Origin of the sequence: Chthoniobacter flavus Ellin428 (assembly GCF_000173075.1) — a bacterium.
GTDB lineage: Bacteria > Verrucomicrobiota > Verrucomicrobiia > Chthoniobacterales > Chthoniobacteraceae > Chthoniobacter > Chthoniobacter flavus.
Window position 1 is genome coordinate 223,561 of sequence record NZ_ABVL01000010.1, and the last position, 25,610, is coordinate 249,170.

Below are 25,610 nucleotides of genomic sequence, written 5' to 3' on the forward strand. Positions count from 1 at the left end.
GTGAATACACCGGATCCAGACGAGCAATTTTATCGCGATACCGAGAGCGTGGCTTTTCCCAAGCTGGACGATCGCCAGATGGCGATGCTCGAAGGCTTGGGGCGCCGCCGCAAGGTCAAGCAGGGCGAGATCATCTACCGCGCCGGCCAGCGCGACTTTGCCATGGCGGTGGTCATCACCGGGGAGATCGAAGTCTTTGCGGTGCGTGATGGGGTGGAGCAAATTCTCGCCGGCGGCGGACCGCGTGATTTTGCCGGAGACATCGCCATGCTCAACGGCACCTCCGCCGTGGCTTCGGCGCGCGGGAAATCGCCGGAATCGGAAATCCTCGAAGTGCCGGCGGCAGACTTGCGCCGGGCGCTGGTGGAATTGCCGGGGCTTGGCCGGCCGCTGGTCGATGCCTTCATCATGCGCCGCCAACGGTTGCGGCGGGATCGCGACTTTGCCGGTCTGCGCGTATTGGCAGATGGCGGTTCGCAGGATGGCCATCTCATCCACGATTTCCTCGACAAGAACCATATTCCGCACCGGCTCATCCCCGTGGAAAGCGAGGATGGCAAGGCGCTGGCGGCACGCCTGCATCTCGCTCATCGCGATCTGCCGGCGTTGATCGATGTGAATGGCGCGCCGCTGCGCCGGCCCTCGCTGCGCGAAGTCGCGCAGGTAGCGGGGCTGCTGCGCCGGCTCGAGCGCGAGGATGAAATGGAAATCTTCTGCGACCTGGTGATCGTCGGCGCCGGCCCGGCGGGACTCGCGGCGGCGGTCTATGCGGCTTCCGAGGGGCTGAAGACCGTCGTGCTGGAAAGTTACGCGCCCGGCGGCCAGGCCGGATCCTCGTCGCTCATCGAAAATTTCTTCGGCTTTCCGACCGGGATCAGCGGCGGCGATCTGACCCACCGTGCGCAACTCCAGGCCTTCCGCTTCGGCGCAAAATTTTCCACGCCCGCCCAGGCGCTTTCACTCACCATCACCGACGGCGAGTATCGCGCCGCGTTGCAGGTCGAGAGTTGCCCGGCGACCTTGTGGGCGCGTTGCGCGATCATCGCCACCGGCGCGTCTTACCGGCGGATCGAAGCGGAAGGACGCGAGGATTTCGAGGGCCTGGGCGTCTACTACGCGGCCACGGCGATGGAAGGTGCGCTCTGCCGCGGCGCCACTGTCGTCGTTGCCGGCGGCGGCAATTCCGCCGGACAAGCGGCGATGTTTCTTTCGGAGTGCGCGGCGAAAGTGCTGCTCGTCATTCGCGGCGCGGATTTGTCGAAGAGCATGTCGAGCTATCTCTCCCGGCGGGTGGAGACGAAAGAGAATATCGAAATCCTGCGTTACACCGAGATTCGCAAGATGACCGGCGGAAGATGCCTGGAGCAGGTGGAACTGGAAAACACCGCGACCGGCGAACGGCGCACGGTCCAGACCCCGGCGGTCTTTTCCATGATCGGCGCCAAACCGTGCACCGATTGGCTTCCGCCGGAAATCGAGGTCGACGAAAAGGGCTTCATCAAAACCGGCCAGGCCGTGGCGAAAGCTCCCGCCTGGCAGAAATCGGAGCGCCCGCCCGGGGCGCTGGAAACCAGTTGTCCGGGGATTTTTGCCGCAGGCGATGTCCGTTCCGGATCGGTAAAACGTTGCGCCGCAGCGGTCGGCGAAGGCGGCACGGCCGTGGAGGGGGTGCACGATGCCCTCGGCACTTACGTCGAGCGGATCGCCCCGCCGCGTGGATAAAATGGTCCGCCGCGCGAGTGGTGTCGATTGTTAGACATCCGCATATTCCCCCAGTGCCATGATTGACACGCTTTATTTAAGAAGCTTAATTTCCACCCCCTAATGAAACGCTATTTCCTGCTGCTGGCCTCTCTTCTCGCCGCCACGGCTGCTTTTGGCGAAAATGGACGCAATATCGTCGGTGGTGATACGTCAACTGCCATCGACAAAGCCAACGTGCTTCCGTTGGCTTTGGACGACGCGTTCCAATTCCGCAAACAGATCGTTATCTTGAATGACCCCCAAGTCCTGAAGCCGTCCTTCGACCCGATGATCAACTTCGAGCGGACACGGCTTAACTACGGCGCGTTAAACAGCTATGAACGCCGCTCCCGGTACGGTCATTACTTCAAATTCTTCTGGCGGTCGAAGCGCAAGGCCGACCTCACGGTCCGCTTCGAGTATCGTCAACAAAACCTCGGCGCTTTCGTGCAAGCCAAGGAATACCATGTGAAGGATGCCAAGGGCTCCTACGTGTCGGAATTCGACGTTCTCGGCGATCAGTATATTGAAGACGGCAAGGTGGCCGGGTGGCGGGTCATTCTGATCGAGAACGGCAAAATCGTCGGTCTCAACCAATCTTTTCTCTGGAACTGATTGGGAGATGCAATTTTTCAACCATGGCATTATTGTCTCATCGTCAGGTAAAGCCTGACGCTGCGTCCACCGTGGCCACCCAAATTTCTTTCTGAAGCTGTGAACGTTCAGCCATCCATTCTCGTAGGCACTGCCAACCGCACCGTGTGGGTGCGGGTTGAAGGCAAGGGCTCGTTCTTGAACAGCACTGGCCTGAAGGAGTTTGCCAAGGAAATGATCAACCGCGGTTTTCGTGAATTTGCGGTCGATCTCAAGAACTGCACCGTGATGGATTCCACCTTCATGGGCACTCTCGCCGGTATTGCCCTCCGCCTCCGTGAACTGGGGCAGGGGAACTTGCGCGTGACCAATCTCAACGAGCGCAATAGCGACCTCTTGAGCAATCTCGGTCTCGACCAGCTTTTTGTGATTGAAGCGCGGCACTCGGCGCCCGTCGCGGCCACGCAGACTCCGCTGGCCGCCGCCGCGCCCGACAAAACTGCGCAGGCGCAAACGATGCTGGAGGCCCATGAGGCCTGCGTCGAAGCCAATGAAGCGAATGCGGCGAAGTTCAAGGACGTCCTCGAATACCTGAAACAGGATCTCCACCTCGCCAGCTAGGCGCTGATGTGGTCCGCCGTCCTCTTAGCGCTCCTTGCCTTGACGGCGGGTACGTTCGCTTACGTATACCGGCGGCAACGACTGATGATCGATGCGTTGCGCAAGGCGCGGGAGAAAATCCAGCTCGAGGAGACGCGGGTCTTTGATTTCCTGCACGGCCTGGGTGCTGCGCTGACCGCCGTCAGCAAGCCGGCCGACCTGCACATGCTCATCGTGGAAGGGGCCTTGCGCATTCTCGATGGCCACGGAGGTGCGCTGTACCTCTCGGATCGTGCGGGCGATATCCTGCGCCCGGCCTTTGCCACGCGGAATTGCCCGCCCTTCTTCGATGTCCCGGAGAAGCTCACCCGCGAGCCGAATTTCTCCTGGCCCGGTTACTTGCGGTTGCGCACTGTGGCCCCGGAGGATGGTGTGCTCGGTTCTGTCTGGAGCGAGCAGGAGCCGCTGCTGCTGCGCGGCGAAGACAGCCGCCTCGTCTCCCTGCGCATCGGCCCGCTGCGGACGAAATCGGCGATGCTCTGTCCGCTTTTTTACGGTGAGGAAAGCCTCGGCGTGCTGGCCATCGCCCGCGGCCCGGGGAGCGACGATTTCATTCCCAGCGACTTCCAGATATTCAAGGCGATCTCCGAGCAATCCGCCTTCGCGCTCTACACCGCCACCATTTTCTCCGAAGCCGCGGAGAAGAAGCGGCTCGACCAGGACTTGCAGGTCGCGCATGAGATCCAGCGCATCCTGCTGCCGGCGAATGCGCCGGAAATCAGCGGCTTCCAGATCAGCGGTATCAATGTCCCCGCGCGGCAGGTCAGCGGTGATTACTACGATTACATCTGTGTCGACGACACGCACTGCGGCCTGGCGATTGCCGACGTCTCCGGCAAGGGCGTGCCCGCTTCTCTGATCATGGCCATGTGCCGCAGCGTGCTCCGCAGCCAGGCCTCGAATCAACTTTCCCCTTCCACCGTCTTACGGGAGGTGAACGCGCAACTTTTCCCCGACATCAAAGAGGATATGTTCATCAGCATGGCCTACGCGATCATTCAGCAGGATAGCGGGACCATCACGCTTTGCCGGGCCGGGCACGATGCCCCGTTGCTGTATTCTGCGCGCGACAAGACCGTGTCGAAAATCAACCCGCCGGGCATGGCGCTGGGCATTGACAGCGGGGGCGTGTTCAATAGAGTCACGAACGATTTTTCCCTGACGCTGGAGACCGACGACTGCCTGGTGCTTTACACCGACGGCGTGACCGAGGCCCTCGACAGCCAAGGGGAGGAATTCGGGATGGCCAGTGTCATCAAAGCGATCCAGGCGAGCGCGTCCGAAGGTGCGGCCGGGATCATTACACGGCTGACGGACGACCTGCGGGCGTTCGTCGGAAACCATCCGCAGCACGACGACATCACTTTAATCGTTATCCGTAAAAAATGAGCAACGACACCACCGACGCCGCGGAATCCGCGGAAGCGAAAGCCGCTGAACAGACCGAAGAATCCCTCCTCACCCAACTGCAGGGGGATATTGAACGCTTCCGCGACCACGCCCTGCGCACCCAGGCGGACTTCGACAATTTCCGCAAACGCGCCGCGCGCGAGAAGGACGACGCGATCAAGTACGCGAACGCCAGCTTCCTCGATCGGCTCATCCCCATTCTCGATAACTTCGAGCTCGGCCTGAACGCCGCCCGCGGCAGTGCGGCCGATTCCCCGATCCTCGCCGGTATGGACATGGTATCGAAGCAGCTCTTTGATTTTCTGGCTTCCTGCGGCGTGGAAGCCGTGAATGCGGAAGGCCAGCCTTTCGACCCGAACCTGCACGAGGCCGTGGCCCAGGAAGAAAGCGCGACCGTGGCCGATGGCGTGGTCATTCGTCAGCTCCGCAAAGGCTACAAACTGCGCGACCGCCTGCTCCGTCCCTCCACGGTGGTGGTCTCCAAGGGCGCCCCGGCGAAGTAACGTAAAATGCCAATGGCTACCAAGCGCGACTATTACGAAGTCCTTGAGGTAACTCGCACGTCGACGGGCGAGGAGATCAAGCGCTCGTACCGCAAGCTGGCGGTGAAGTACCATCCGGACAAAAACCCGGGCGACCACACTGCGGAGGAGAAGTTCAAGGAACTCGGCGAGGCTTACGACATCCTTTCGGATGAACAGAAGCGCTCGGCCTACGATCGCTATGGGCATCAGGCCTTTGCCCAGGGTGGTGGCGCGGCGCGTGGCGCCGGTGGCGGGTTCCACGATCCGTTCGATATCTTCCGCGAGGTCTTCGGCGCCAGTGGTGGTGGCGGTGGCGGCGGCATTTTTGAGCAATTCTTTGGCGGTGCAGCGGCGGGGGGCGGTCAACGCCCCGACCGCGATGGCAAGCAGCGCGGCTCCGACCTGCGCTACGACATGCAGATTCGCCTCGAGGAAGCGGCCTTTGGTTGCGACAAGGAGATCGAGGTCTCCAAGCTCGAGACGTGCGACGTGTGCAACGGCTCCGGTGCGGAATCCGGCTCGCGCGCGGTGTCCTGCCGCGATTGCGGTGGGCGCGGCCAGGTCATCAGCTCCCGCGGCTTTTTCCAGGTGTCGCAGACGTGCCCGCGTTGCCGCGGCACCGGTCAGGTTATTGAACGTCCCTGCCGCAAGTGCAGTGGCGAAGGCCGCATCGAGGCGGCGTCGAGGATCAAGCTGAAGATTCCCGCGGGCATCGAAGATGGCTCGCGCCTGCGCTCCATGCGTAACGGCGAGGCCGGCCTGCGCGGTGGCCCTCCGGGCGATCTCTATGTCGTCGTGCACATCAAGGAGCACGAAGTCTTCGAGCGCGAGGATAGCAATCTCTTCTGCGAAGTGCCCGTGAGCTTCAGCGTCGCGGCGCTCGGCGGCGAAGTCACCGTGCCCACGCTCGACGGCCAGGCGCAATTGAAAGTGCCCGCCGGTACGCAGGGCGGCACCTCCTTCAAGCTCCGCGGCAAGGGCGTGCCTTCGCTCAATTCCCACAATCGCGGCGATCTCATCGTGCGCGTCGCGGTGGAAGTGCCCACGCGTCTCAACGCCGAGCAGCGCAAGAAGCTGGAAGAGTTCTCCGCCCTCATGGGCGAGGAGAACAGTCCGCTGCACAAGGGATTCTTCGAGAAAGCGAAAGAGTTTTTCGGGTGATCCGGAGCGATGCGCTGCTCCCGAGCGGTGTGCTGTCCCTGAGCGGCGCACGGCCGGGAAGCGCGTAGCGCTCAAAAAAAAAGCCCGTCATCCTGAGCGAAGCGGGGAAGCATGGGCGGAGTCGAAGGACCTCTGACTTCCGTGGGTTTTCGCGCGGAGCTTCCCCCAACTTGCGGGTGACCAAGCGCCTCTTCTCCCCACCGCCTTCGCCCACGGAGATCAGAGGTTCTTCGCTGCGCGCCCCGCCCGCCTTCCCCCACCGGGGCGCTCCGCTCAGAATGACTGGCTTTTTTTGGAGCGCTTCGCGCCTCCCTGCCCACCGCTCGCTGACGGCATCGCGTGGAAGAGGTTGTAGGGCGGCCATCCTGGCCGCCGTTCACCCACGCCGTCGGCGAAGATCGCCGCCCTACAACGCGTTGTAGCGAAGCGTCTTTCTTCTCGCCGTTGCCGCGGATCAATCCCACCGTTCCAAAACTCAACGGTCAATGACTACCGCCTCCGACCTCCCTGCCGCGAAAGCATCGCTGCCGCGGCGTATCTGGGGCAGTGTCCTCTCCATCTTCGTCGGTTGGCTGACGCTCAATCTCGTGTTGATCGTCGTCTCCATCGCCGTGAATGCGGAGTGGAAATCGGCGCTCGGGGACTGGCTGCAGACCGCTCTGGCCGAGATGTTGATTTCCGGGATGGTGACCGGCATCGTGTGGTTGGTCGCCCTGTTGCCGCTGTATGTTTTCGTGCCGCTGCGTTTCTGGCTTTGGCGTTGGTATGTCTGCACGCCCTGCGGCGCCCTGGCCGGTGCGGGCATCATGCTCTGGTATCTGCATTTTCGGACATGGGTGTGGGATGACTTGCTGGTAGCCGTCGCCCTGGGCGCCATCCCCGGTGGCGTCACCTGCCTCTTCGGTTCCCTCACGGCCGGTCGGTTCCACCAGCCGCCGGCCAGGCCAGTGCGGTTGCGGTCTTAGCCGGGAGTCGACTTGTGGCCGGCTCTGTTGCAGGATGCCCCGATGCCTCGTTTTTACATCGCCCCGCACGCCTGGAATCCGGACAAGCTTGCTCTTGACCATGGCGAGACGCATCACGCCCTCGACGTATTGCGGATGAAAGCGGGTGACCGTGCGACGCTTTTTAACGGCCAGGGGGCGGAGGCCACCGTGGAAATCGCTTCGGTCGACAAAGGCAAAATCGCGCTGAAGAAAATCTCCGTGAGCAAGAGCGAGCCCATCGGCTGCCAGATCGTGCTCGGGCAGGCCATCCCGAAGGGGAAAAACATGGACCTCATCGTGGAGAAAGCCACCGAGCTCGGGGCGGCGGGCATCGTGCCGTTGCTGAGCGAACGCACGGTGGTGCGCTGCGACGAAGGCGAGGCGCTCGCCAAGCGCGAGAAATGGCAGCGCGTGGCCATCGAAGCCGCCAAGCAGTGCGGCCAGAACTGGCTGCCCACCGTCTTCAAACCGCAATCGCCGAAGGACTTTTTCCAGTCCGGAGAGAAGTTTGACCTCATGCTGATCGCCTCGCTCCAGCCGGACTCGCGGCACGTGAAGGAAGTGCTCGCTGAAGCTGGCGCGAGCGGAAAAAAGAAGCCCGCCCGCGTCCTCGTCCTCGTCGGCCCCGAAGGCGACTTCACCCCCGCCGAGGTCAATTTGGCCAAGAACGCCGGCTGCCGCCCGGTCACCCTCGGCCCCATCATCCTACGCAGTGAAACCGCGGCGATCTATTGCCTGAGCGTGCTCTCGCACGAACTCTTCAGCGCGTAGAGCACGTGGTGCACTTTTCGCTGGGCTCCAGAAGGGGAGATACGTGATGTGACGGGGGTTGGCGGTTTCTTAATATGGATTGACATTCCGCGCCTATTCTTAGGCACGTGAATTGCGACAATAAATTCATGAAATTGTCGGGTCCTTGCCTCTACCTGGTCCTCTCCGCAACGGCGGTCGCGGGGCAACTCCGCATCAATCAGGAAGGCCGTGTTCTCGGGCCGGCGCCGGTCGTCACGGCCCCGATTCTCTTCGACACACCGCAAGCCGACGCGGTCGTGGCGGCCATGCAAATCATGCCGGTGACGAGCGCCTGGAACGAAGACGTGTCCCGCCTGCCGTTGCTCTCGAACTCCGATGCGATGATCACGCAAATCACCAACGATCTCGCCTCGAACCGGCGCACCTTGCGCGCGTTTTTTGAGATGAATTATGTGCTCGTGCCGGACAATCAACCGACGCAGTCGATCAACTTCTTCAATTATCCGGACGAGTCCGATCTCGATGGCGGAGTCTCGCCCAATGGCCTGTATCCCATCCCGGCGAATCTGCCGATCGAGACCTGGCCGGTGGGGACGGGCACACTCACGCTCCAGCAATGGCAGCAGGACGACGACGGTAGCGACCGGCATGCGATCATGGTTGCACCGGGTGCCGGTTTCATTTGGGAAACATGGGAGACGCTTTCCGTGAACAACGCCTGGCAGGCTTCGAACGGCGCGAAATTTGACCTCAAGTCGAATACCCTTCGTCCCGCGGGCTGGACTTCGGGCGACGCCGCGGGACTGCCGATGTTTCCCGCGCTCGTTCGCTACGATGAATGTCAGCGGGGCATGGTCGAGCACGCCGTGCGGTTGGTGGTGAAACGATCGCGGCAGAGCTCCATTTATCCGGCCACCCACCAGGCCGGGAGCACCACGCTGGCCAATGTTCCGGCGATGGGTCAGCGTCTGCGGCTCAAGGCGAGTTTCGTCATTCCTTCCACGTGGACCAAGGAATCCAAAGCCGTCGCGCTCGCGCTGAAAAAATACGGCGGCATCGTGGCGGACAACGGCGGTTTCTTATCGTTTTCGGTTTGCCCGGACGACCGCTTCGCGGCCGGCGCCTTCGACAATCTGTCCACGATCGCGATCAGCAATTTCGAAGTAGTGCAATCCACGGGTGCCACTGGGGGACCGCGTTCACCCGGCGCGCCGACCGCCACGGCCGGAGCCGATCAAACCATTAACTTTGGCGCCACCGTTACGCTGGCCGGGAACATCACCGCCACCGGTTCGCCGACGGTGCAGTGGAAAATGGTTTCGGGCCCCGGCACGGTGACTTTCGGCAATGCCGCGCAGCCGGCCACCACCGCCACCTTCAGTTTGCCGGGCGCCTATATCCTCATGCTCAACGCCGATGATGGCGTGCACGCGGTGGCTCGTGATGCGGTGACGATGAACGTCCTGCTGCCTTCGGCCGGTTTTCGCAGCGGCAACAATTTCGTTGTGCAGTTTCCGACGCTCTCCGGTCGCACTTACCGGGTGGAGGAAAGCGCGGACATGTCGGCGACCTCATGGACCACGACGGTCGACAACATCGCAGGCAGTGGCGCCGTGCAACAGATTCCAGTGACCGGCGCCCTCGCGAACCCGCAGCGCTTTTACCGCGTGCGGGTGTTGCCGTAGTCGATCACTAAGGATTCTCGTAGATCACCTCCGTCGATTCCGACTCCTTGTTCAGCCCCATGAAAGGCCGCCGGTGCCACAGCGCGAACGATTCAAAAGCCGCGGCGACCATCTCGAAGAAGTAGAGCGAATCGGGTGCGCGAGAGCGGCTGAAAATGGCGGCGGGCATAGAGCGAGATGACACGCTGATGCGCGGAATCGACCTCCAAATCGAGCGCCATCCAGCGGCGCTCCTTCGCGCCGGCGATCACCGCATCGAGCAATCGCGACCCCAGCCCCGACCCGCGCCACTCCGGAAGGACGTACAATTCCTCGAGCCACCCGCTCCAGCCGCTGTGCTCCAGGCTGAGAATGCACGCCGCATACGCCACGCCTACCACTGCGCCGTCGCAGGTCGCGCAGAGGATGAAGCCGTGCTGTGGCTGTTCGCTCAAGCTCTGGAGGACGGGAATGAGACCGTCGGCAGGGCTGTCGATGTCGTGCTCACGAAGCTGGGCCTCGAACAGCGCGGCCAGTGCCGGAATCTGATCGGTGGTTGCGGGGGCGATGGTTGGTGGGTTCATGAAAGGAAGTGCGTCGGGCCGCCCTGCGATCAAGCGCGGGCGAATCTGCCGCCACCGCCTGCAAGGCTTTCCTTTCAAGACGCATTCTCGCCGGCCGTTATTCCCCAGGTTCGAATTCTTTTCTGGTGGCCGCCGAACTGCGAGTTGGAGGCACGGCGCTTTTCGCTCGCCCAAGGAGGAGGGGGCTTTAAGCTTCACGTGCGCATGAAGTTTCCCCTCACGCTTGCCGTTTCGCTCCTCTGTGCCGTGCTGGCCCGCGCCGCGACTCCCGAAGAACTGGCCCTGAAGCCGTACACTCCGCCGCCGGCCCCGGACGCCAAGGCGTGGCCGCGCGAACGACTCCTGGGCTTCATGAAGGACCTGGCGGATTTCGTGGAGAAGAATCACATCGTCAGCGATCCCGCGCGCAAGACTTACGGCATGGCCTACGAATTCTGGAAGGGTGGGAAGAAGATGCAGGAATTCGGCCTCGATTCGATGCACGACGGCGCGTGGTATCTCTCCTCCCTCCTCGTGGCGCAGCGGGCGGACCCGAAGGGCGATTGGCTATTGCGTGCGCAGCGTTACGGCATCCCGTTTTACACGAACCTGCTCAACCACAGTGACCAGCTTTTCCCGAAGATGCAGCCGAGCGAGGAGGACAAGCATCCGTGGCCCGCGCCGTTGAAGGGCTGGGCGCCGCGCGGTTGGGACGACGGCTCCGGCTTCGATCGCAAGAATGGCCAGCCGATGCCCGACGGCTATTTCACGGACTCGAATCACCTCTCGCAGGATCTTGCCGACGTGCTGCTCAACGTGTGGCTTTCCACCCGCGATCCGGCGGTCGCCGAAGCTGCCGGACATTTGCGCGATTACAAACAGGAGTATTTCGGTCCGATCCAGGGAATCGAAATCGCCGCGGAGATGACCGCCGGGCAGGCGAATGCGTTTCTCAAATACAAGGGACCGGATATTTCGGCGCACGCCCTCTGGCCAGGTTACGAGGGGCTTTTTGAAAAGAAACCGGCGCAATTGCCAGTCTACAATGACGGACTGGCCTGGCTGTATCGGCAGGGGACGGCGGGAGCACTGATCTCCGGCGAGCTGCCGCACGGGTTGGCCGCGCATGCCATCGCCCGCTGCTACGGCGCTGTCGCGGGCATGGAGATATTTTTCGATGACCGGCCGTATCCGTATGGCGCGTGGTTTTTCGATCTCCAGCGTCCGCCGGCTTTTGTCGAGGGAAAGGGCAAGCTCGCGGAATACAGCTCCACGGCGAAGAATTTTTACGGTTCGCGCGGCGCGCAACTCGCGTGGCTCGCCGCCGCCATCTTGCCCGAGCTCAAGGCCCAGCCCACGCTTTGGGATAATTTCGCCAAGCCGCCTCCGGGCGATGTGATCGTGCGCATGGTCGACGACCCGCCCACGACCGATGGCCTGAAGGATCCCGTGTATGCGAAATCCGGCGCGCTCGGTGAGGACAGCGCACGCGTTACGCTCATCAGCGATCCGCGCAATCTGCACGTGCTCATCGAGACCACGCGCCCGCAATTGACCGTAACGTTCCAGGAGGAGAACGGCGAGTTGCACGCCGCGCAATCCGGCGCCCACGCAAGTTCGAATGCAGCGATGCGCGAGTCCGATGCGCGAGACTCGAGTCACCTCGCCGCCGCGAAGAAAAAGTCGGCGCACAAGTCGGACGACGATGCGAAGAAAACCGGTCCTGCCGAGCCGGTCTTTGTCCGTGGCGGCAAGCTCACCGTGACGAAGGAAGGGCAGTGCACGCTGGTGAACGAAAAGGGCGAGCCGCTGCTCCACGCGGCGGCTTTCAAACAGGACGCATTCAAGCAGGGCGATGGCGATGGCTGGATCGCCGAGGTGCGCATTCCCTACACGTTTGTCCCGGCGCAGAATGCCTGGATCAACGGCGTGGATTTCGGCCGCTATCGCGTCGGCATCGACAACGCGCCGCAACAGATCGTCTGCATTCGCAGCGAGGCATCACGAGTGCAGAAGCAGCTGGAGAACAGCGTTCTCGGCACGATCGATTTCTGGAGCCGCATCTGGAAAGAGCGCGGCATCATTCCCAGCGGCTGGCACACGCCCACGGCGCCGGCGGGCGCATGGGAAATCAGCGATACGGGCGGCTATGCGCACCTCATTCAGACAATGGCGCTGTGGATGATCTATCAGGACGGGCACCGCGAATGGCAGATCATCCGCGATCAATTTCCCAAGGCGCCGAATCCGTGTCCGGCCTTGCCGCCGAGCGTGCTGAAGGCGCAAGGACTGCAGTGAAAGCTATGAAAAGGCAGAACATCCAACACCCAACATCCAACGCCCAACATCCAATGGAAGAGGCGACACCGCAGACGCTTGCGCCATTGGATGTTGGAGGTTGGGAGCCGAGGCTTTGCGAGACGCCCGCGGTGCCGCGGGGGCAATTGAATGTTGGATGTTTTCTTCTTCTTCTCCTCCTCCTGTTCTGCCCGTCCCCTCGCTGCAGGCCGAGCCCAAGCCCGTCCCGCGCGTCCAGGCAATTCCCGAACCGCACGACGAAGTCTCCTTTCAGCGCGATGGCGTGGAGATCGCCCGCTATCGCGCCGGACACGATGGTTTCCGTCCGTTCATCTATCCGGTCATCGGTCCCTCGGGGCGTTCGCTCACCCGCATGGGGCACCCGCACGATCCCGTCACGCACAGTCATCACAATTCCGTGTGGATGTCGCATCAGTTTGTGAACGGCGTGAATTTCTGGGAAGACCGCGCGGCCCACATCGTCCATGTGCGGACCGACAAGCTCGAAGACGGGATGGACGCGGCTTCCATCGAGACCTTCAACGCCTGGCAGGACAAGGACGGGAAGACCTTGATGAACGAGCATCGTCGCACGGGAGTAAAAGTGCTCGACCACGGAGAGTGGCTGCTGCTCGTCGACTCGCAACTCGAGGCGCCGCCGAATGCGCCCGTTACGCTGGGACAGACGGCCTTTGGCATGTTGGCGGTGCGCATGGCCAAGACCATCGGGGTGAATGATGGCGGCGGGACGATTCGCAACTCGGAAGGCGGGGTGGACGAGGCGGGCTGTTTCCGCAAGCCGGCGCGCTGGGTGGATTATTCCGGGCCGATCACGCCCCAGGCGAGTGAGGGCATCACCCTCATGGATCACCCCCAGAACCCGCATTTCCCAACGCCTTTCCACGTGCGTAACGACGGCTGGATGGGCGCCTCATTGACCTTCCCCGGTGAAATCGTGATCGAGCCGGGCAAACCCCTCCGGCTGCGCTACGAGCTTTATATCCACGCGGGCATTCCGCCGGTGGACGCGCTGCAGAAGCAGTGGGAGGAATTTTCGCATACGGAATGGGTCGATTTCGGGCGAAAATGACCGGTTTTCCCAGTGGGTTGCCGTTGACACTATAACCATTAGAAGGCAATTATTATCGCTATGTATACCCCCGAGGCCAAAAAGCCCTTCATGGAACGCCTGCAGGAACGTCTGGCAGCTTCCCGCTTCCTGACCTTCTCGGCGCTCTTGCACGCCATTCTCATCTTCCTCGGGGGTGGTGTCGTTCTCTATAAACAGGTTACCGATACGCCCGACTTTGCCGCCTCCGGTGGCGATCTCGTGGCCAGCGATACGCAAGTGCAGGCTCCGCCGGAGCAACCGCCGGATTTGACACAGGAGTTCACGCCGCAGACGCCGCAACTCAATGCCCCGAGCCTTTCGGCCATCACGACCAGCAACGCCACCACGCCGCAATTCACTGTGGCGGCGGCGGTCCCAACGATCGCAGCGCCGACCAATGACATGACCAAGGCGATTGCCAATGCGGCCAAGTCGCTCGGCAAAGGCGGCTCGTCCGGTATTCCCGGCACGATGGCTTCCCGTGTGGGCGGCACAGCGCGCGCGGCGGCCATGCAGATGAACGGGGGCAAGAAGGAGAGCGAAGAGGCAGTGTTGCGCGGCCTGCGCTGGCTGGTGAAGAACCAGAATGCCGATGGTTCCTGGGGCAAGCCCAATGGCGGCGGCCCGACTGGTGCGGCGATGACCGGTTTCTCGATCCTTTCTTTCCTCGGCCATGGCGAAACGCCGGTGTCGGCGGAGTTTGGCCCCGCCATCCAAAAGGCGCTCGATTGGGTGCTGAAGAATGGCAACGCCAACGACGGCCGGCTGAACATGGAGAAGCAGTTTTCGCAGCCGGGCGTGTATGCCCACGCGATCGTGACCTACGGCTTGGGCGAGTATTACACAATGACCAAGGACGAGCGCGTGGCGCCGCTCTTGAAAAAAGCGGTCGGCTATATCGTCGATGGGCAGGGACCGGATGGCGGCTGGATGTATGCTTACGACAAGACGGAAAGCGACACCTCGGTGAGCGGCTGGCAGATTCAGGCGCTGAAGGCGGCGCACTTGAGCGGTCTGGATATTCCGGGCGTGGATGCGGCGCTCGATAAGGCGATGCTCGATCTTCAGCGCGTGCGCGGCAAGAACGGTGGCTTCGGCTATCGCAACGCCCAGCAGGAAAAATACAGCCTCACCGGCGTCGGCGTGCTGTGCACCTATTTCTGGAAACAGGAGAAGGACAAGATGGTCCGCGATGGCATCGAGTACATCATGGATCACACCACGAAGAGCAATCTGAAGGACCAGTATTACCCGGTGGAATACAAGGGTGATAAGGCCGATCTCTACGCGTGGTACTACAACACGCAGGCCTGCCTCATGGTGGGCGGCGCGGCGTGGAATACCTGGAACCGACTTTTCCAAGGCGAAATCGTCAAGAACCAGAGCCCGGATGGGAGCTGGCCTCCTCTCGCGGGTAAATCTGCCGGCGGTGACCTCCAGCGCTCGGTCGAAGGCATGGGCCCATTTTACCGGACGAACCTCTGCATCCTCATGCTGGAGGTTTATTACCGGTACATGCCCACGACGAAGTAGCGGTTTGGTAGCACGGCTGGTGTAGGGCACGCGTCCTCACGCGCCCAGCCAGAGCTGCGAATCGGATCGACACCCGGTGCGTGGGGACACGCGCCCTGCACCATGTGCGCTATCGGAGCCTACATGCGAGAGACGCTCTAAGAGACTGTGAAAGAAATCGCCAGTGAGGTCTCAGGCCCGCGAATCACACAGATGACGCGAATGAAAAACACTCCATTCGTGTCATTCGCGTGATTCGCGGGCACTTTTTTCACAGTCTCTAAGGCGTCGTCGAGCCAGCGGCCTCCGTGATCGGAAATGCCTGCACCAATCCGATTGTCGCCCAAGCGCTGCCCCAGAAGGTGTAGATGCCGGTGGCGTCCTTGAGCGACTTGGCTTTCTCCGGCGCGCTGCGGTCGGTCTTGCTGATCTTCGTGATGTCGATGTCCCATCCGCCGTCGGCGCGTTGATGATTCAAGAGCCACGCTTGACCGTGAGCGATAGCCTCGGCGGAGGTGGTATCGGGAGCTTGTTGCAAGAGATAGAGCGCCTCGCCGGTCGCCAGTGAATCACTCGCCTCCTGGCCGACGATATAGCTCCACCCGCCATCGGGATGCTGGAGTTTCAAAAGCTCGGCGCGCGCTGTGGCGACATCGTCTGAAGGCCCAAACCGCTGGGCATAGAGCCCGCGATAGACCAGCGTCTCGACGGATTTCGCCGGCTCGTCTTTCGCCAGCGCGGCCGTGGCTTTGGCTCGCGCCGCGTCGGTCGTGGCTTGATCGGCGGGCTGTGTGCCGAGCGCCAGAAGGAACAGGCGGGTCGAATTGCCCATCGCGTCGTGCGGCCCGCGGCGTTGCATGTTGGCGAGTTGGCCAGCTGGCTTCCACGAACCATCAGGCTGCTGGCCTTTCACGATGAGGTCGGTGAGTTCGGGAGCGGGTTTGTCCGGCATGGCCAGCTTGAGCAGCGCGACCATCTCGAGTCCGGCCCGGGTATCTTTGGAATGCGAGTACGACCAGTCGACGAATTCAGCGAACATCTTCGGGTCGATGGCGAAGCCGCGCCGCTTCGCCTCGCGATGACTCCACAAGAGCTCCGGCATGTGATGGCAGCCGTTGCACGACTTCTCGTCCATCCACGTGTCGGCTTCCTTGTCGAGAAAGGCGAGGCTCCTTACGACCCCGGCGCGGAGTTGCGCGTCGTCAGGCTTGGGGGCTTCGTCGCCGTAGGCAATCGCCGCCGAGAGAGCCAGCAGGAAGGTGAACAGCCGTACCGTTGGGGGATGCGCTTTCATGCACGGGGAAAACGGGATGTCGGAGGGAAACCATCTGACTCCACGGGGAAAGCACAAGTCTTATTCTCGACCGGCGCCTAATGAGCCTGCTCCTTTCGGGATTGTCCGGTCACCCATTCCCATCCCCCTGATGAAACGTCTCTGCTCCATCCTCGCTCTCTCTGCCGCTTTCCTCACACCTGCCCTGGCACTCGATCCGGTCGCTGACCGCATCGTGGTGCTGATCAGCGTCGATGGACTGGCGCATTATTATTTCGACGATCCGAAGGCGGAGATGCCGACCATCCGCCAACTCGCCGCCGAGGGCGCTCACGCGGACCGGATGAAGTGTTCGATGCCGACCGTCACGTGGCCGAATCACACCACGCTGGTCACCGGCGTGAATCCCGGTAAACACGGGGTGATCGGCAATAGCTACCTCGACCGTGCCAGGGGCACGATCGTCGCGCTCATTCCCGATCCGATTTTCAACAAGGATGAGATCGTGCAGACGCCCACGGTCTATGATGTTGCCAAGGCGGCGGGGTTGAAAACCGCGGGTATTATCTGGCCGGCGAGTCGCGGCGCGAAGACGCTCGACTGGACGGTTCCCGATGTCTTCACCGACGATCTCTTTCAAAAGTACGGCACGCCATCCTTGCTCACCGAGTTCAAGGCAGCCGGCATCCCGTATGAAAAGCAGGGCATGTGGTGCAAGAGCGGCGACGGCGAGAGCCGCGATCACATGTATGCGCAAATGCTCGACTTCGTCGTCCACACGCACCGGCCCAATCTCGCACTGCTGCATCTCGTGGAAGTGGATCACGTGGAGCATGCGAAAGGGCCGCAAACTCCCGAGGCGTATGCGGCGGTGAAGTTTGCCGACGAACGAGTGCGTGAGGTGTGGGACGAACTGAAGAAGGACTATCCCGGCAAGGCCACGCTCATCGTCGCGTCCGATCATGGGTTCTTCCCGTATCAGCAGATGATCCAGCCGAATGTGCTGCTGCGCAAAGAGGGGTTGTTGACCGCGGAGGGAACGAAGATCACCGGCGGCAAAGTACGGTCGGTCGGGCAGGGTGGGGCGACGTTCATTTACGTGCTCGATCAGGCGAACCGCGACGCACTCATCGCCAGCCTCGCGGAGAAATTCAAGAGCGTGGAAGGCGTGCAACTCGTCATCACCCCGAAGGATTACGCGAAATACGGCATGGTCGATCCGCAGAAGAATCCGAAGATGGCTGATCTCGTTCTCTCGGCGAAGAAAGGGTACTCGTTCTCCGATTCGCTGGCCGGCGATCTCGTCGTCACGCCGAAGACGGATGACGTGAAGGGCACGCACGGCTACGACTCAAACGAGGACGGCATGCACGGGACGTTTGTCGTCTGGGGCGCGGGCATCAAGCCGGGCGCGAAACTCGGGACAATCAACAACACCGACGTCGCGCCGACGATCGCGGATTTACTCGGCTTGAAAATGCCTGAGACTGACGGACAAGTGCTCGAAAGTATTCTGACAAAGTAAACCTGATCACGGATTACTAATTACTGATCACTCCGCACTAAGCACTAAGCACTAAAAAGCATGCCCCTCCACATCTCACCCATCTCCCGTCGCGAATTCCTGCGTCGCTCGCTGGTCGCGGGCGCCGGTCTGCTCACCATCCCCGCGCTCCGCGCCGCGGATTCGAAAGCGGATCCCAACCATTGGGCACTTTTGTCGGATACGCACGTGGCGGCGGATGCAACCCTGGCCCGCTTCGATGTGAACATGGCGGATCATCTTCGCAATGCGGTCGCCGGCGTGCGCGCCCTTTCCTCGCCGCCAGCGGGCGTGATCGTGAATGGCGATTGCGCCTTCAACCATGGGCTCGCCGAGGATTACGCAACGTTCACCGGTCTTTTGCATCCGCTCTCCGAGGCGGGCCTGCCGTTGCATCTCTCGCTCGGTAATCACGACGATCGCGAAGTCTTTTGGAATGCGATCAAGGATGCGCGCCAGACCCCGCCGCCGTTGGCCAGCCGGCAGGTTTCCATCGTCGAAGCCGGCCATGCCAATTGGTTCATGCTCGATTCCCTGGATGTGACGAACAAGACGCCGGGTGTGCTTGGTGACGAGCAGCGCGCCTGGTTGTCCAAGGCGCTTGATGCGCGGACCGACAAACCGGCACTGGTCGTGGTGCATCACGATCCCATGCTCATCGAGGGCAAGAAGACCGGCTTGCTCGACACCGCGGAGTTGCTGGCGATCTTGAAGCCACGCTCGCACGTGAAGGCCTTGATCTTCGGCCACACGCACACCTGGCGTTTGACCGATCACGATGGCCTGCATCTCGTGAATCTCCCGGCTGTTGGTTATCCTTTCAAAAAGGAGGAAGTCACCGGCTGGGTCGATTGCCAGCTGCGCGCCGATGGAATGTCATTGGAAATGCACGCCCACGACACTACGCATCCCGAGCACGGCAAAGTGAGCCAGCTCACCTGGCGTACGGCCTGACGCAGGAGGCGGAATCAACGGAGGGACGCTGGCCTACGCCCGGCGCGTCAGCCCGGCTTTTTCGAGAGCCGCGGCCAAAGCGGTGTAGGACTTGTGCGCCGCTTCTTTGGGATCATAGCCCGGTTGTTTGAAAAGCATGGAGCTGACTTCCACGACGACGTCGCCGCGATAGCCGAATTCCTGCAGCTTCTTGAAATACGTGACGTAGTCGATGGTGCCTTCGCCAGGGAGGAGGAACTTCACCTTCTCCGGCGTGCCGCCGACATCCTTCACGTGAATGAAGCGCGCGTGCGGCATGATGGCATCGAACGTCGCATCGAACGGAAGATTCTGCACTTGGAAATGGCTGTAGTCGTAAGTGAGTTGGATCGCGGGAGAATTGACCTGACTCCATAGCCACAACAGACGCTCCGGATTCTGCACGGCGCTCATCACGTGCGCCTTGATGGCGATGACGATCTTCGCTTCCTCCGCCGCTTTGGCCCAGGCGTGGAGGTGTTCCGCCATACGATCTTTCACTTGGTCCCATTCCGCCGGCTTCCCCCCGAGAACCGTCTCCAGCGGAGGCGGCGCATCCGGCGAGATGTCGTGAGCGAGTTGTCCTGCTGCCTTGATCCGGTCGAGAAATTTGGCCTGGAGCGCATCATCCGCGCCGAGGCTGAAATTCTCCATCAGGCCGGAGATGCGCAGGCCGACCGAGGCGAGGGATTCGCGGAGCTTCGCGCGGTCGGCAGTGCCGAACTGTGCGGCTGCCGTGGGATAGCCATCGAGCAAGCAGAGCTCCACGCCGTTGTAGCCAATTTGAGCGCAAGTCGTCAGCGCTTCATCGAGCGGTAACGATTTCATGCCGTACAAGGTAAAGCCGAGACCGAAGGTCGCGGTGCCTTTACTTTCAGCGCGGAGCGGAGAACCAAGTGCCGCGAGACCGAGAGTCGCGGCGGTGTGACGGAGGAACGTGCGGCGGGAGAGGGGAGAGGGAGGCATGGGAATGACGAATGGCGAATGATCCCGCAGAGCGGGAACGAATGCGATGGGAATAGATGGCCGTAGACTTTGTGCGGCTCTCAACTCTCAACCCTCAACCCTCAACTTTCCTTGAGCATCCTCATAAACTCACGCATCAGCGGCGCGTTATCATGCCACGTGCGGGCGCTAACGAGGTTGCCGTCGACGACGTGATCGCGGTTGACGTATTTCGCGCCGCCTTGCTCAACGTCGAGTTGGCACTTGGCCACGGTGGTCAGCGTGCGACCCTGGATGACACCGGCAGCCGTCAGGATCTCGATGCCATGGCAGACCATGGCGACGGGCTTGCTCTTCTCGAAGAAGTGACGGGTGATGCGGAGGAGGTCCTTGTCGTAGCGCAGATACTCGGGCGCCCGTCCGCCGGAGACGAAGAGCCCCGCGTATTCTTCGGGCTTCACGTTCTTGAAGGCCACGGTTGCGCGCACGTGGTAGGCCGCGCTTTCGCGGGTGATGTCCCACTTTGGCTCGTCCTTGGCCTGCGGCGGAATCTCGTGCAGCACGCCATGATAGAGCCGCGCCTCGGGGCCGGCGACGACCGCTTCAAAGCCGTCCTCCGCGAGACGGAAAATCGGGTAAAGGGTGTCCATCACTTCCGTGGCATCGCCGATCGGGATGAGGACTTTCCTGGGCTTGGGGGAACGGTTGGATTTCTGGGCCATTGGTGAGTGTTAGCATGGGCCGGCACCGAACGGAAATTTTTAACTGAAAACACGTATGCGAAATTTGTCCGCGCCATTTTCCAAAGTCCGCGGTTCAAAGCTTCTAAGCCGATCGCTACAAAGTCATTGTCCCATCGCCCCACATCGTCATGAAACGTCTGCTCCTCGCCGGTCTTGTCCTATTTGCCGCCTGCCACGCTTTCGCCGCTGCGGAACGCTGGAATATCCTCTTCATTTTCGCCGACGACTGGGGCCGCTACGCGAGCTGCTACAAGGGACTCGATGGCCGGCCCACGCTAAATGACGTGGTGCAGACGCCGAATATCGACCGCGTGGCGCGCGATGGCGTCATTTTCAAAAACGCCTTCGTCAATGCGCCGAGTTGCACGCCGTGCCGAAGTTCGCTGCTTTCCGGGAGATATTTTTTCAACTGCAACCGCGGGGCGATTCTGCAGGGTGCGATATGGGACAGTTCGATCCCGTCGTTTCCGCTGATGTTGCACGATGCCGGTTACCAGATCGGCAAGAGCTACAAGGTGTGGAGTCCCGGCAAGCCCGTGGACGCGCCGATCGGCGGACAACAATACGCCTACGAAAAGTCCGGTCGCTTGCCGAACCGCTTTTCCATGAATGTGACCAAGATGGTGGCCGGCGGAATGACCGTGGAGGCCGCACGTGAGAAGATTCTCGATCAAGTGCGAGGCAACTTTAAGGCGTTCCTGGCCGATCAGAAACCTGATCATCCGTGGCTGTATTTCTTCGGGCCGACGACACGCATCGCCCGTGGGAAAAAGGTTCGGGGAAGAAACTGTGGGGCCTCGAGCCCGATTCGGTGAAGGACAAGATGCCGAAGTTTCTCCCTGATGTGCCCGAAGTGCGCGAAGATGTGGTGGATAATCTCGGCGAAGCACAAGCGGTGGACGCTTATGTCGGTGTGCTGATGAAGATGCTCGAAGAGACGGGGCAACTCGACCACACCCTCGTCGTCATTAGCGGCGATCACGGCATGGGCGGGATGCCGGGTGCGAAGTGCAATCTTTACGATTTCGGACTCAGCGTGGCCATGGTTGCGCGGGTGCCGGGGGGTAAGGGCGGCCGGGTGGTGGATGATTTCGTGAGCCTGCCTGATCTCGCGCCGACGTTCATGGAAGTGGGAGGCGTCACCCCGCCCGCGGGCCTGTATGGGCGCAGCATGAAGAAGCAATTGCAGTCGGACCAAGGCGGGCAGATTGACCCGGAACGCACGTGGGTGATCGGTGGGCGCGAGCGTCACGTGGCCACCGCGCGCGAAGATAATCTGCCCTACCCGATGCGTTGCCTGCGCACGCCCAAGTTTCTCTACATCCGCAATTTCGCGCCGGATCGCTGGCCGATGGGCGCGCCGTATTCGGCCACGGCCACCGGAGGGCCGTCCGCGGAGGAGTTGGAGAAGAATACTTTCATCGCCTATCCGGATATGGACGCCAGCCCGACGAAAGCGTGGCTCATTCTCCACCAGAACGATCCCGCGTGGAAATGGCACTTCGATCGCGCCTTCGGCAAACGGCCGGCGGAGGAGCTTTACGATCTGCAGAAGGATCCGGACGAGACGAAGAATGTCGCAGACGATCCCGCGTATGCCACGCGGAAGGATCAGCTCTCGAAGGAGTTGATGGGCAAGCTCACCGATGCCGCTGATCCGCGCGTCACCGGCGATGGCCTGACCTTCGATCGTCCGCCGTTCACCGATCCCGTGACTGATTAACCCCCCGCCGATTTTTATGAAAACGTTCCTCCCTCTCCTTTGCGCAGCGTTGCTGCCCTTCGTGGGGCGCGCCGCAGACGCCTCGCCCGCCAAGCCCAACGTCATCTTCTTTCTGGTCGATGATCTGGGCGCGACCGATCTCAGTTGTTTCGGCAGTTCATTTTACCAGACGCCGAATATCGACCGTCTCGCGCAGGACGGGCTCAAGTTCACTCACGCCTACTCGGCCTGCACGGTGTGTTCCCCGACACGCGCGTCGATCATCTCGGGACGATACCCGGCGGAATTGCATCTCACCGATTGGATCGCCGGTCACAAACGCCCGAAAGCCAAACTGCGCATCCCGGATTGGACGCAGCATCTCACCCACGACGTGTCGACATTGCCCCAGGCGATGCACGCCGCCGGTTACACGACGTGCGCCATCGGCAAATGGCACCTCGGCGAGGATGGGCCGGAGAAGTACGGCTTCGACGTCGCTATCGCCGACAACGGGAAGGGCCAGCCGGCGACTTACTTCTCGCCCTACAAGAACCCGCACCTTTCCGATGGCCCGCCTGGCGAATTTCTGAGTGACCGCTTGACCACCGAGGCGGAAAAATTCATCGAGCAAAACAAGGAGCATCCGTTCTTCCTCTACTTCGCGCATTACGCCGTGCACACGCCGCTGATGGGCAAGCCCGCCGTCATCGCAAAGTATAAGGAGCACGTTTCACCGAATGATCCGCAACACAATCCCGTCTACGCTTCGCTGATCGAAAGCGTGGACGACAGCCTCGGACACCTGCGCGCGAAGCTCGACGAACTCAAGCTCTCCGACAAGACGATCATCATTTTCACCTCGGACAACGGCGGGCTGATCCTCAATCAGGTTACCTCGAATCTCGGGATGCGTGCCGGGAAGGGATCGGCTTATGAGGGCGGGGTGCGCGTGCCGGCGATCGCCTTCGTGCCGGGTGTGACGCAGGCCGGGACGGTGGCCACCACGCCGGTGATCTCGATGGATTGGACCGCGACGATGCTCGATCTCGCCGGTGCGAAGCCGCTCGATCAGCAGCGCGGAGTCAGCCTCGCGCCGGTGTTGCACGGCGGGCAGATTTCGCTACGTGCGTTGTTCTGGCATTATCCGCACTACCATCCCGGCGGCGCGACACCCTACTGCGCGATGCTGGAGGACAATTGGCGGCTGGTGGAGTTCTTCGAGGACAATCACGTGGAGCTGTATCACTTGAGCGACGACCCGGAGGAGAAGCACGACCTCGCGGCGTCGCAGTCGGCCAAGGCCGAGGAATTGAAAGCCAGGCTGCACGCCTGGCGGGAAACGATGCACGCGCAATTGCCGACCCCGAATCCGGATTACGATCCGGCTCACGCGAACGACGGTCCGAAGAAAAAGGCCCCGCCGGAGCAGTAGACGGCGGGCCACGGTCGCAGTCGCGGCGGTCTTTTGGAGGACGCGTTTCCCCAGGGGTCATCCTGAGCGGAGCGCTCGTGGGCCAGTGGGGAGCGCGCAGTCGAAGGATCCGGCCGCTTTACCGGCGATCCTCGCTGGTTGTTCGGCCGGTTTGCGCAGAGGTCCCACGGGCGTCTGGCTGGTTATCGGCTGGCTTCGTTCAACAGTCCCACAGGCGTATTTCTGGTTGTTCGGCCGGGTTCTTCGACTGCGTGCCCCGCCGCCTTCGCCCTCGGGGCACTTCGCTCAGAATGACCCGCGGGGATGAGGCGCCTAGGGATGTTGCATCTTCACTATCATAACGCCGGCTCGCGCAACTTTTACCGGCGGGCAATGTTTCACGGGGACTTATGTTTCCCCTCGCGATTTCCCGCCGTGCCTGCCTCCAACTTTGTGCTGCCTTGGCCGCTGGTTCCCTCGGTTTCACCGTGCGTGCCGCTGATGCTCCCGTCGAACCGAAGACGCTCCTCGCCGAGCGCGGCAAGCTGCTCCTTAGCGATGATCTCAATGCTGCCCCGGCGAAGGAATGGCGCATCGCCAAGGGCAAATGGGAAGCGGTCGATGGCGCCTGGCATGGTGAGGAACTGCCCTCGGACATGCACCCGGCAGTCGTTCGGCATCAGTTGAAATTCCAGAACGCCATCTTCCAATATTCCTTCAAGCTCGATGGTGCGAAGCAGACGACGCTGAGCATCAACGATCAAAAGGAGCACGTCTGCCGGGTCTTGCTTCGCCCGAATGGTTTCACCGTGCAAAAGGACGATCACGATCACGACGGCCCGGACAAAGCGGTCGTTTTCAAGAGCGTTACCACGCCGATCAAGCCCGGCGAATGGCACACCTTGGTCGTCGAGATTCTCGGTCAGGAAATGCTGGCCAGCCTCGACGGCGACAAAGTCGGCTTTGGCGCGCACGAGTTGATCGGCACGGAAAAGTTCAACTTCGGTTTCACTATCAACGGCGCGTCGGCGTCCTTCAAAAACCTGCGCGTCTGGGAAGCGTTGCCAAATAAAGATTGGGCGGAGACGAAGGCGAAGCTGGCCACGGCAGAGCCCGCAAAATAGCGGTCACTGCATATTTCCCAGGATCGACGAATCCACTTCCGTCAGCCGATCCGGCGAGTCGAAGGAGATCACGACCTCGGCGTCGATGCTGCCGAGCGCCCGTGCTTGATGCCACACGCCCTTGGGGATGCAAATCGTGTCCCCGGGATCGAGTACGCAGCGCTTGTCGTCCTGGATGTGCTCCAGTCGGCCCGCGATCACGTGCAACACCTCGTCACAGTTGGGATGCCGGTGGCGCGGGTTCTCCATGCCGGCGCGGATCATCGCGCGACCCACGCTCATCTTCGTCGAATTGCCGATCGCACCTGAAGCCGTCCAGACCAGACGTCCCCACGCGGTATCCAACACTTCGCCATCGGTGGCCCGGCACAATGTCTTGAATTCCTCACTCATGATCTGCTCCTAACACAAAAGCGAAAAGCGATTCAATCGTCGTGCGCAGCGGCCTGAGTCCGGGCCGACAAGATGAGGGCGAATGTAGCGAAAAACGTTTCGTCATCCGCGATTTGTCATTATTCCTCGGCGTATGCGCATTCTCCGCATCGTATTCTTCACCCTCACTCTCGTTTTGCTCAGCGCGCCCGGCGCCTGGGCGCATGCGCGTCTCGTCCGCGCGGAACCGAAATCCGGCGCGGAAGTCGCCAAGGCTCCGAATCAGGTCGAGCTTTGGTTCAACGAGCTCCTCGAGGAGGGCTTCAATACCGTCACCGTCTTCCCCGTCGCCGATCTTGCGGCGGAAAAGAAGACCAATTTCGTGAAGGGCAAACCGGTGGTCGACCCGCGCGACCACACGCATCTCACCATCCAACTCGCGCCCTTGCGCCCCGGGGAATACATCATCGAATGGCGCGTGCTTTCGCGCGATGGCCATAGCGCGCCAGGCCGTTCGAAGTTCACCGTCCGCGCCTCGTAGGA

At 61.6% G+C, this 25,610-nt stretch carries 24 protein-coding genes; 19 read left to right on the forward strand and 5 right to left on the reverse strand.

Annotation, left to right across the window (positions count from 1 at the left end):
- The 9 genes from CFE428DRAFT_RS17630 (at position 1) to CFE428DRAFT_RS33935 (ending at position 9,516) form a co-directional block, all read left to right on the forward strand.
- Positions 1-1,722, forward strand: coding sequence for an FAD-dependent oxidoreductase (locus CFE428DRAFT_RS17630; protein ID WP_006980975.1), 1,722 nt, complete (start codon positions 1-3; stop codon positions 1,720-1,722).
- A gap of 102 nt (positions 1,723-1,824) precedes the next feature.
- Entirely contained in the window at positions 1,825-2,358 is a 534-nt protein-coding gene (locus CFE428DRAFT_RS17635; protein WP_006980976.1) for a hypothetical protein, read from the forward strand.
- Positions 2,359-2,457: 99 nt separating this feature from the next.
- A complete protein-coding gene (locus CFE428DRAFT_RS17640; RefSeq protein ID WP_006980977.1) occupies positions 2,458-2,958 on the forward strand; it encodes an STAS domain-containing protein in 501 nt (166 codons plus the stop codon).
- Positions 2,959-2,964: 6 nt separating this feature from the next.
- Positions 2,965-4,386, forward strand: a complete 1,422-nt coding sequence (locus CFE428DRAFT_RS17645) for a PP2C family protein-serine/threonine phosphatase (RefSeq protein WP_006980978.1) — start codon at positions 2,965-2,967, stop codon at positions 4,384-4,386.
- Positions 4,383-4,910, forward strand: a complete 528-nt coding sequence (gene grpE, locus CFE428DRAFT_RS17650; protein WP_006980979.1) for a nucleotide exchange factor GrpE — start codon at positions 4,383-4,385, stop codon at positions 4,908-4,910. Before CFE428DRAFT_RS17645 ends, grpE begins: the two co-directional genes overlap by 4 nt.
- A gap of 12 nt (positions 4,911-4,922) precedes the next feature.
- Positions 4,923-6,092 (forward strand): molecular chaperone DnaJ, encoded by a 1,170-nt coding sequence (gene dnaJ, locus CFE428DRAFT_RS17655; protein ID WP_042725217.1) that lies wholly within the window; start codon positions 4,923-4,925, stop codon positions 6,090-6,092.
- Between the two features lie 485 nt (positions 6,093-6,577).
- A complete protein-coding gene (locus tag CFE428DRAFT_RS17660) occupies positions 6,578-7,057 on the forward strand; it encodes a hypothetical protein (protein WP_006980981.1) in 480 nt (159 codons plus the stop codon).
- Between the two features lie 42 nt (positions 7,058-7,099).
- Positions 7,100-7,849, forward strand: a complete 750-nt coding sequence (locus CFE428DRAFT_RS17665) for a 16S rRNA (uracil(1498)-N(3))-methyltransferase (RefSeq protein ID WP_006980982.1) — start codon at positions 7,100-7,102, stop codon at positions 7,847-7,849.
- Positions 7,850-7,977: 128 nt separating this feature from the next.
- Positions 7,978-9,516 (forward strand): PKD domain-containing protein, encoded by a 1,539-nt coding sequence (locus tag CFE428DRAFT_RS33935; protein ID WP_006980983.1) that lies wholly within the window; start codon positions 7,978-7,980, stop codon positions 9,514-9,516.
- A gap of 92 nt (positions 9,517-9,608) precedes the next feature.
- Here CFE428DRAFT_RS33935 and CFE428DRAFT_RS17675 read toward each other — a convergent pair whose 3' ends face one another.
- The gene (locus tag CFE428DRAFT_RS17675; RefSeq protein WP_006980985.1) at positions 9,609-10,079 is read right to left on the reverse strand and encodes a GNAT family N-acetyltransferase; all 471 of its coding nucleotides are present in this window, start codon (positions 10,077-10,079) and stop codon (positions 9,609-9,611) included.
- Between the two features lie 204 nt (positions 10,080-10,283).
- Here CFE428DRAFT_RS17675 and CFE428DRAFT_RS17680 point away from each other — a divergent pair, with 204 nt between their 5' ends.
- The 3 genes from CFE428DRAFT_RS17680 (at position 10,284) to CFE428DRAFT_RS17690 (ending at position 15,000) form a co-directional block, all read left to right on the forward strand.
- The gene (locus CFE428DRAFT_RS17680) at positions 10,284-12,356 is read left to right on the forward strand and encodes a hypothetical protein (protein WP_006980986.1); all 2,073 of its coding nucleotides are present in this window, start codon (positions 10,284-10,286) and stop codon (positions 12,354-12,356) included.
- A gap of 157 nt (positions 12,357-12,513) precedes the next feature.
- On the forward strand, positions 12,514-13,446 hold the full coding sequence (locus CFE428DRAFT_RS17685; RefSeq protein WP_006980987.1) for a DUF6807 domain-containing protein: 933 nt from the start codon (positions 12,514-12,516) through the stop codon (positions 13,444-13,446).
- A gap of 60 nt (positions 13,447-13,506) precedes the next feature.
- Positions 13,507-15,000, forward strand: coding sequence for a prenyltransferase/squalene oxidase repeat-containing protein (locus CFE428DRAFT_RS17690; protein WP_006980988.1), 1,494 nt, complete (start codon positions 13,507-13,509; stop codon positions 14,998-15,000).
- Between the two features lie 259 nt (positions 15,001-15,259).
- Here CFE428DRAFT_RS17690 and CFE428DRAFT_RS17695 read toward each other — a convergent pair whose 3' ends face one another.
- Entirely contained in the window at positions 15,260-16,273 is a 1,014-nt protein-coding gene (locus CFE428DRAFT_RS17695; protein ID WP_006980989.1) for a prenyltransferase/squalene oxidase repeat-containing protein, read from the reverse strand.
- Between the two features lie 130 nt (positions 16,274-16,403).
- Here CFE428DRAFT_RS17695 and CFE428DRAFT_RS17700 point away from each other — a divergent pair, with 130 nt between their 5' ends.
- Together CFE428DRAFT_RS17700 and CFE428DRAFT_RS17705 are read left to right on the forward strand one after the other, a co-directional pair.
- Positions 16,404-17,777 carry an alkaline phosphatase family protein gene (locus CFE428DRAFT_RS17700; protein WP_006980990.1) on the forward strand — a complete coding sequence of 458 codons (1,374 nt, stop codon included), beginning with the start codon at positions 16,404-16,406 and terminating at the stop codon, positions 17,775-17,777.
- Positions 17,778-17,837: 60 nt separating this feature from the next.
- On the forward strand, positions 17,838-18,749 hold the full coding sequence (locus CFE428DRAFT_RS17705; RefSeq protein ID WP_006980991.1) for a metallophosphoesterase: 912 nt from the start codon (positions 17,838-17,840) through the stop codon (positions 18,747-18,749).
- A 33-nt stretch (positions 18,750-18,782) separates the two neighbouring features.
- On the opposite strand, the gene CFE428DRAFT_RS17710 is transcribed toward CFE428DRAFT_RS17705, so the two are convergent.
- Both CFE428DRAFT_RS17710 and CFE428DRAFT_RS17715 read right to left on the reverse strand, forming a co-directional pair.
- Complete coding sequence (locus CFE428DRAFT_RS17710; protein ID WP_006980992.1) at positions 18,783-19,733, reverse strand: sugar phosphate isomerase/epimerase family protein; 951 nt, start codon at positions 19,731-19,733, stop codon at positions 18,783-18,785.
- 101 nt (positions 19,734-19,834) lie between these two features.
- The gene (locus CFE428DRAFT_RS17715; protein ID WP_006980993.1) at positions 19,835-20,434 is read right to left on the reverse strand and encodes a DJ-1/PfpI family protein; all 600 of its coding nucleotides are present in this window, start codon (positions 20,432-20,434) and stop codon (positions 19,835-19,837) included.
- Between the two features lie 149 nt (positions 20,435-20,583).
- On the opposite strand from CFE428DRAFT_RS17715, the gene CFE428DRAFT_RS40530 reads away from it, so the two are divergent.
- The 4 genes from CFE428DRAFT_RS40530 (at position 20,584) to CFE428DRAFT_RS17730 (ending at position 24,695) form a co-directional block, all read left to right on the forward strand.
- Positions 20,584-21,270: a sulfatase-like hydrolase/transferase gene (locus CFE428DRAFT_RS40530; RefSeq protein ID WP_006980994.1), complete on the forward strand. Its 687-nt coding sequence runs from the start codon at positions 20,584-20,586 to the stop codon at positions 21,268-21,270.
- Positions 21,180-22,178, forward strand: coding sequence for a sulfatase-like hydrolase/transferase (locus CFE428DRAFT_RS40535; RefSeq protein ID WP_202797457.1), 999 nt, complete (start codon positions 21,180-21,182; stop codon positions 22,176-22,178). The genes CFE428DRAFT_RS40530 and CFE428DRAFT_RS40535 overlap by 91 nt, the downstream gene beginning before the upstream one ends.
- Positions 22,179-22,194: 16 nt before the next feature.
- Positions 22,195-23,592, forward strand: a complete 1,398-nt coding sequence (locus CFE428DRAFT_RS17725) for a sulfatase (protein ID WP_006980996.1) — start codon at positions 22,195-22,197, stop codon at positions 23,590-23,592.
- A 440-nt stretch (positions 23,593-24,032) separates the two neighbouring features.
- A complete protein-coding gene (locus CFE428DRAFT_RS17730; RefSeq protein WP_131989314.1) occupies positions 24,033-24,695 on the forward strand; it encodes a LamG domain-containing protein in 663 nt (220 codons plus the stop codon).
- Between the two features lie 3 nt (positions 24,696-24,698).
- Here CFE428DRAFT_RS17730 and CFE428DRAFT_RS17735 read toward each other — a convergent pair whose 3' ends face one another.
- Entirely contained in the window at positions 24,699-25,088 is a 390-nt protein-coding gene (locus CFE428DRAFT_RS17735) for a cupin domain-containing protein (RefSeq protein WP_006980998.1), read from the reverse strand.
- 133 nt (positions 25,089-25,221) lie between these two features.
- Between CFE428DRAFT_RS17735 and CFE428DRAFT_RS17740 the strand changes: the two genes are divergently transcribed.
- On the forward strand, positions 25,222-25,608 hold the full coding sequence (locus CFE428DRAFT_RS17740) for a copper resistance CopC family protein (RefSeq protein ID WP_006980999.1): 387 nt from the start codon (positions 25,222-25,224) through the stop codon (positions 25,606-25,608).
- Positions 25,609-25,610: the final 2 nt, after the last annotated feature.

Coding starts and splice junctions, on each gene's coding strand:
- dnaJ (WP_042725217.1), top strand. CDS start 4,923: ATGGCTACCAAGCGCGACTATTACGAAGTCCTTGAGGTAACTCGCACG.
- CFE428DRAFT_RS17725 (WP_006980996.1), top strand. CDS start 22,195: ATGAAAACGTTCCTCCCTCTCCTTTGCGCAGCGTTGCTGCCCTTCGTG.
- CFE428DRAFT_RS17735 (WP_006980998.1), bottom strand. CDS start 25,088: ATGAGTGAGGAATTCAAGACATTGTGCCGGGCCACCGATGGCGAAGTG.
- CFE428DRAFT_RS17660 (WP_006980981.1), top strand. CDS start 6,578: ATGACTACCGCCTCCGACCTCCCTGCCGCGAAAGCATCGCTGCCGCGG.
- CFE428DRAFT_RS17665 (WP_006980982.1), top strand. CDS start 7,100: ATGCCTCGTTTTTACATCGCCCCGCACGCCTGGAATCCGGACAAGCTT.
- CFE428DRAFT_RS17645 (WP_006980978.1), top strand. CDS start 2,965: ATGTGGTCCGCCGTCCTCTTAGCGCTCCTTGCCTTGACGGCGGGTACG.
- CFE428DRAFT_RS17690 (WP_006980988.1), top strand. CDS start 13,507: ATGTATACCCCCGAGGCCAAAAAGCCCTTCATGGAACGCCTGCAGGAA.
- CFE428DRAFT_RS17705 (WP_006980991.1), top strand. CDS start 17,838: ATGCCCCTCCACATCTCACCCATCTCCCGTCGCGAATTCCTGCGTCGC.
- CFE428DRAFT_RS17700 (WP_006980990.1), top strand. CDS start 16,404: ATGAAACGTCTCTGCTCCATCCTCGCTCTCTCTGCCGCTTTCCTCACA.
- CFE428DRAFT_RS17695 (WP_006980989.1), bottom strand. CDS start 16,273: ATGAAAGCGCATCCCCCAACGGTACGGCTGTTCACCTTCCTGCTGGCT.
- CFE428DRAFT_RS17680 (WP_006980986.1), top strand. CDS start 10,284: ATGAAGTTTCCCCTCACGCTTGCCGTTTCGCTCCTCTGTGCCGTGCTG.
- CFE428DRAFT_RS17635 (WP_006980976.1), top strand. CDS start 1,825: ATGAAACGCTATTTCCTGCTGCTGGCCTCTCTTCTCGCCGCCACGGCT.
- CFE428DRAFT_RS40530 (WP_006980994.1), top strand. CDS start 20,584: ATGAAACGTCTGCTCCTCGCCGGTCTTGTCCTATTTGCCGCCTGCCAC.
- CFE428DRAFT_RS17740 (WP_006980999.1), top strand. CDS start 25,222: ATGCGCATTCTCCGCATCGTATTCTTCACCCTCACTCTCGTTTTGCTC.
- grpE (WP_006980979.1), top strand. CDS start 4,383: ATGAGCAACGACACCACCGACGCCGCGGAATCCGCGGAAGCGAAAGCC.
- CFE428DRAFT_RS17715 (WP_006980993.1), bottom strand. CDS start 20,434: ATGGCCCAGAAATCCAACCGTTCCCCCAAGCCCAGGAAAGTCCTCATC.
- CFE428DRAFT_RS33935 (WP_006980983.1), top strand. CDS start 7,978: ATGAAATTGTCGGGTCCTTGCCTCTACCTGGTCCTCTCCGCAACGGCG.
- CFE428DRAFT_RS17710 (WP_006980992.1), bottom strand. CDS start 19,733: ATGCCTCCCTCTCCCCTCTCCCGCCGCACGTTCCTCCGTCACACCGCC.
- CFE428DRAFT_RS17685 (WP_006980987.1), top strand. CDS start 12,514: ATGTTTTCTTCTTCTTCTCCTCCTCCTGTTCTGCCCGTCCCCTCGCTG.
- CFE428DRAFT_RS17675 (WP_006980985.1), bottom strand. CDS start 10,079: ATGAACCCACCAACCATCGCCCCCGCAACCACCGATCAGATTCCGGCA.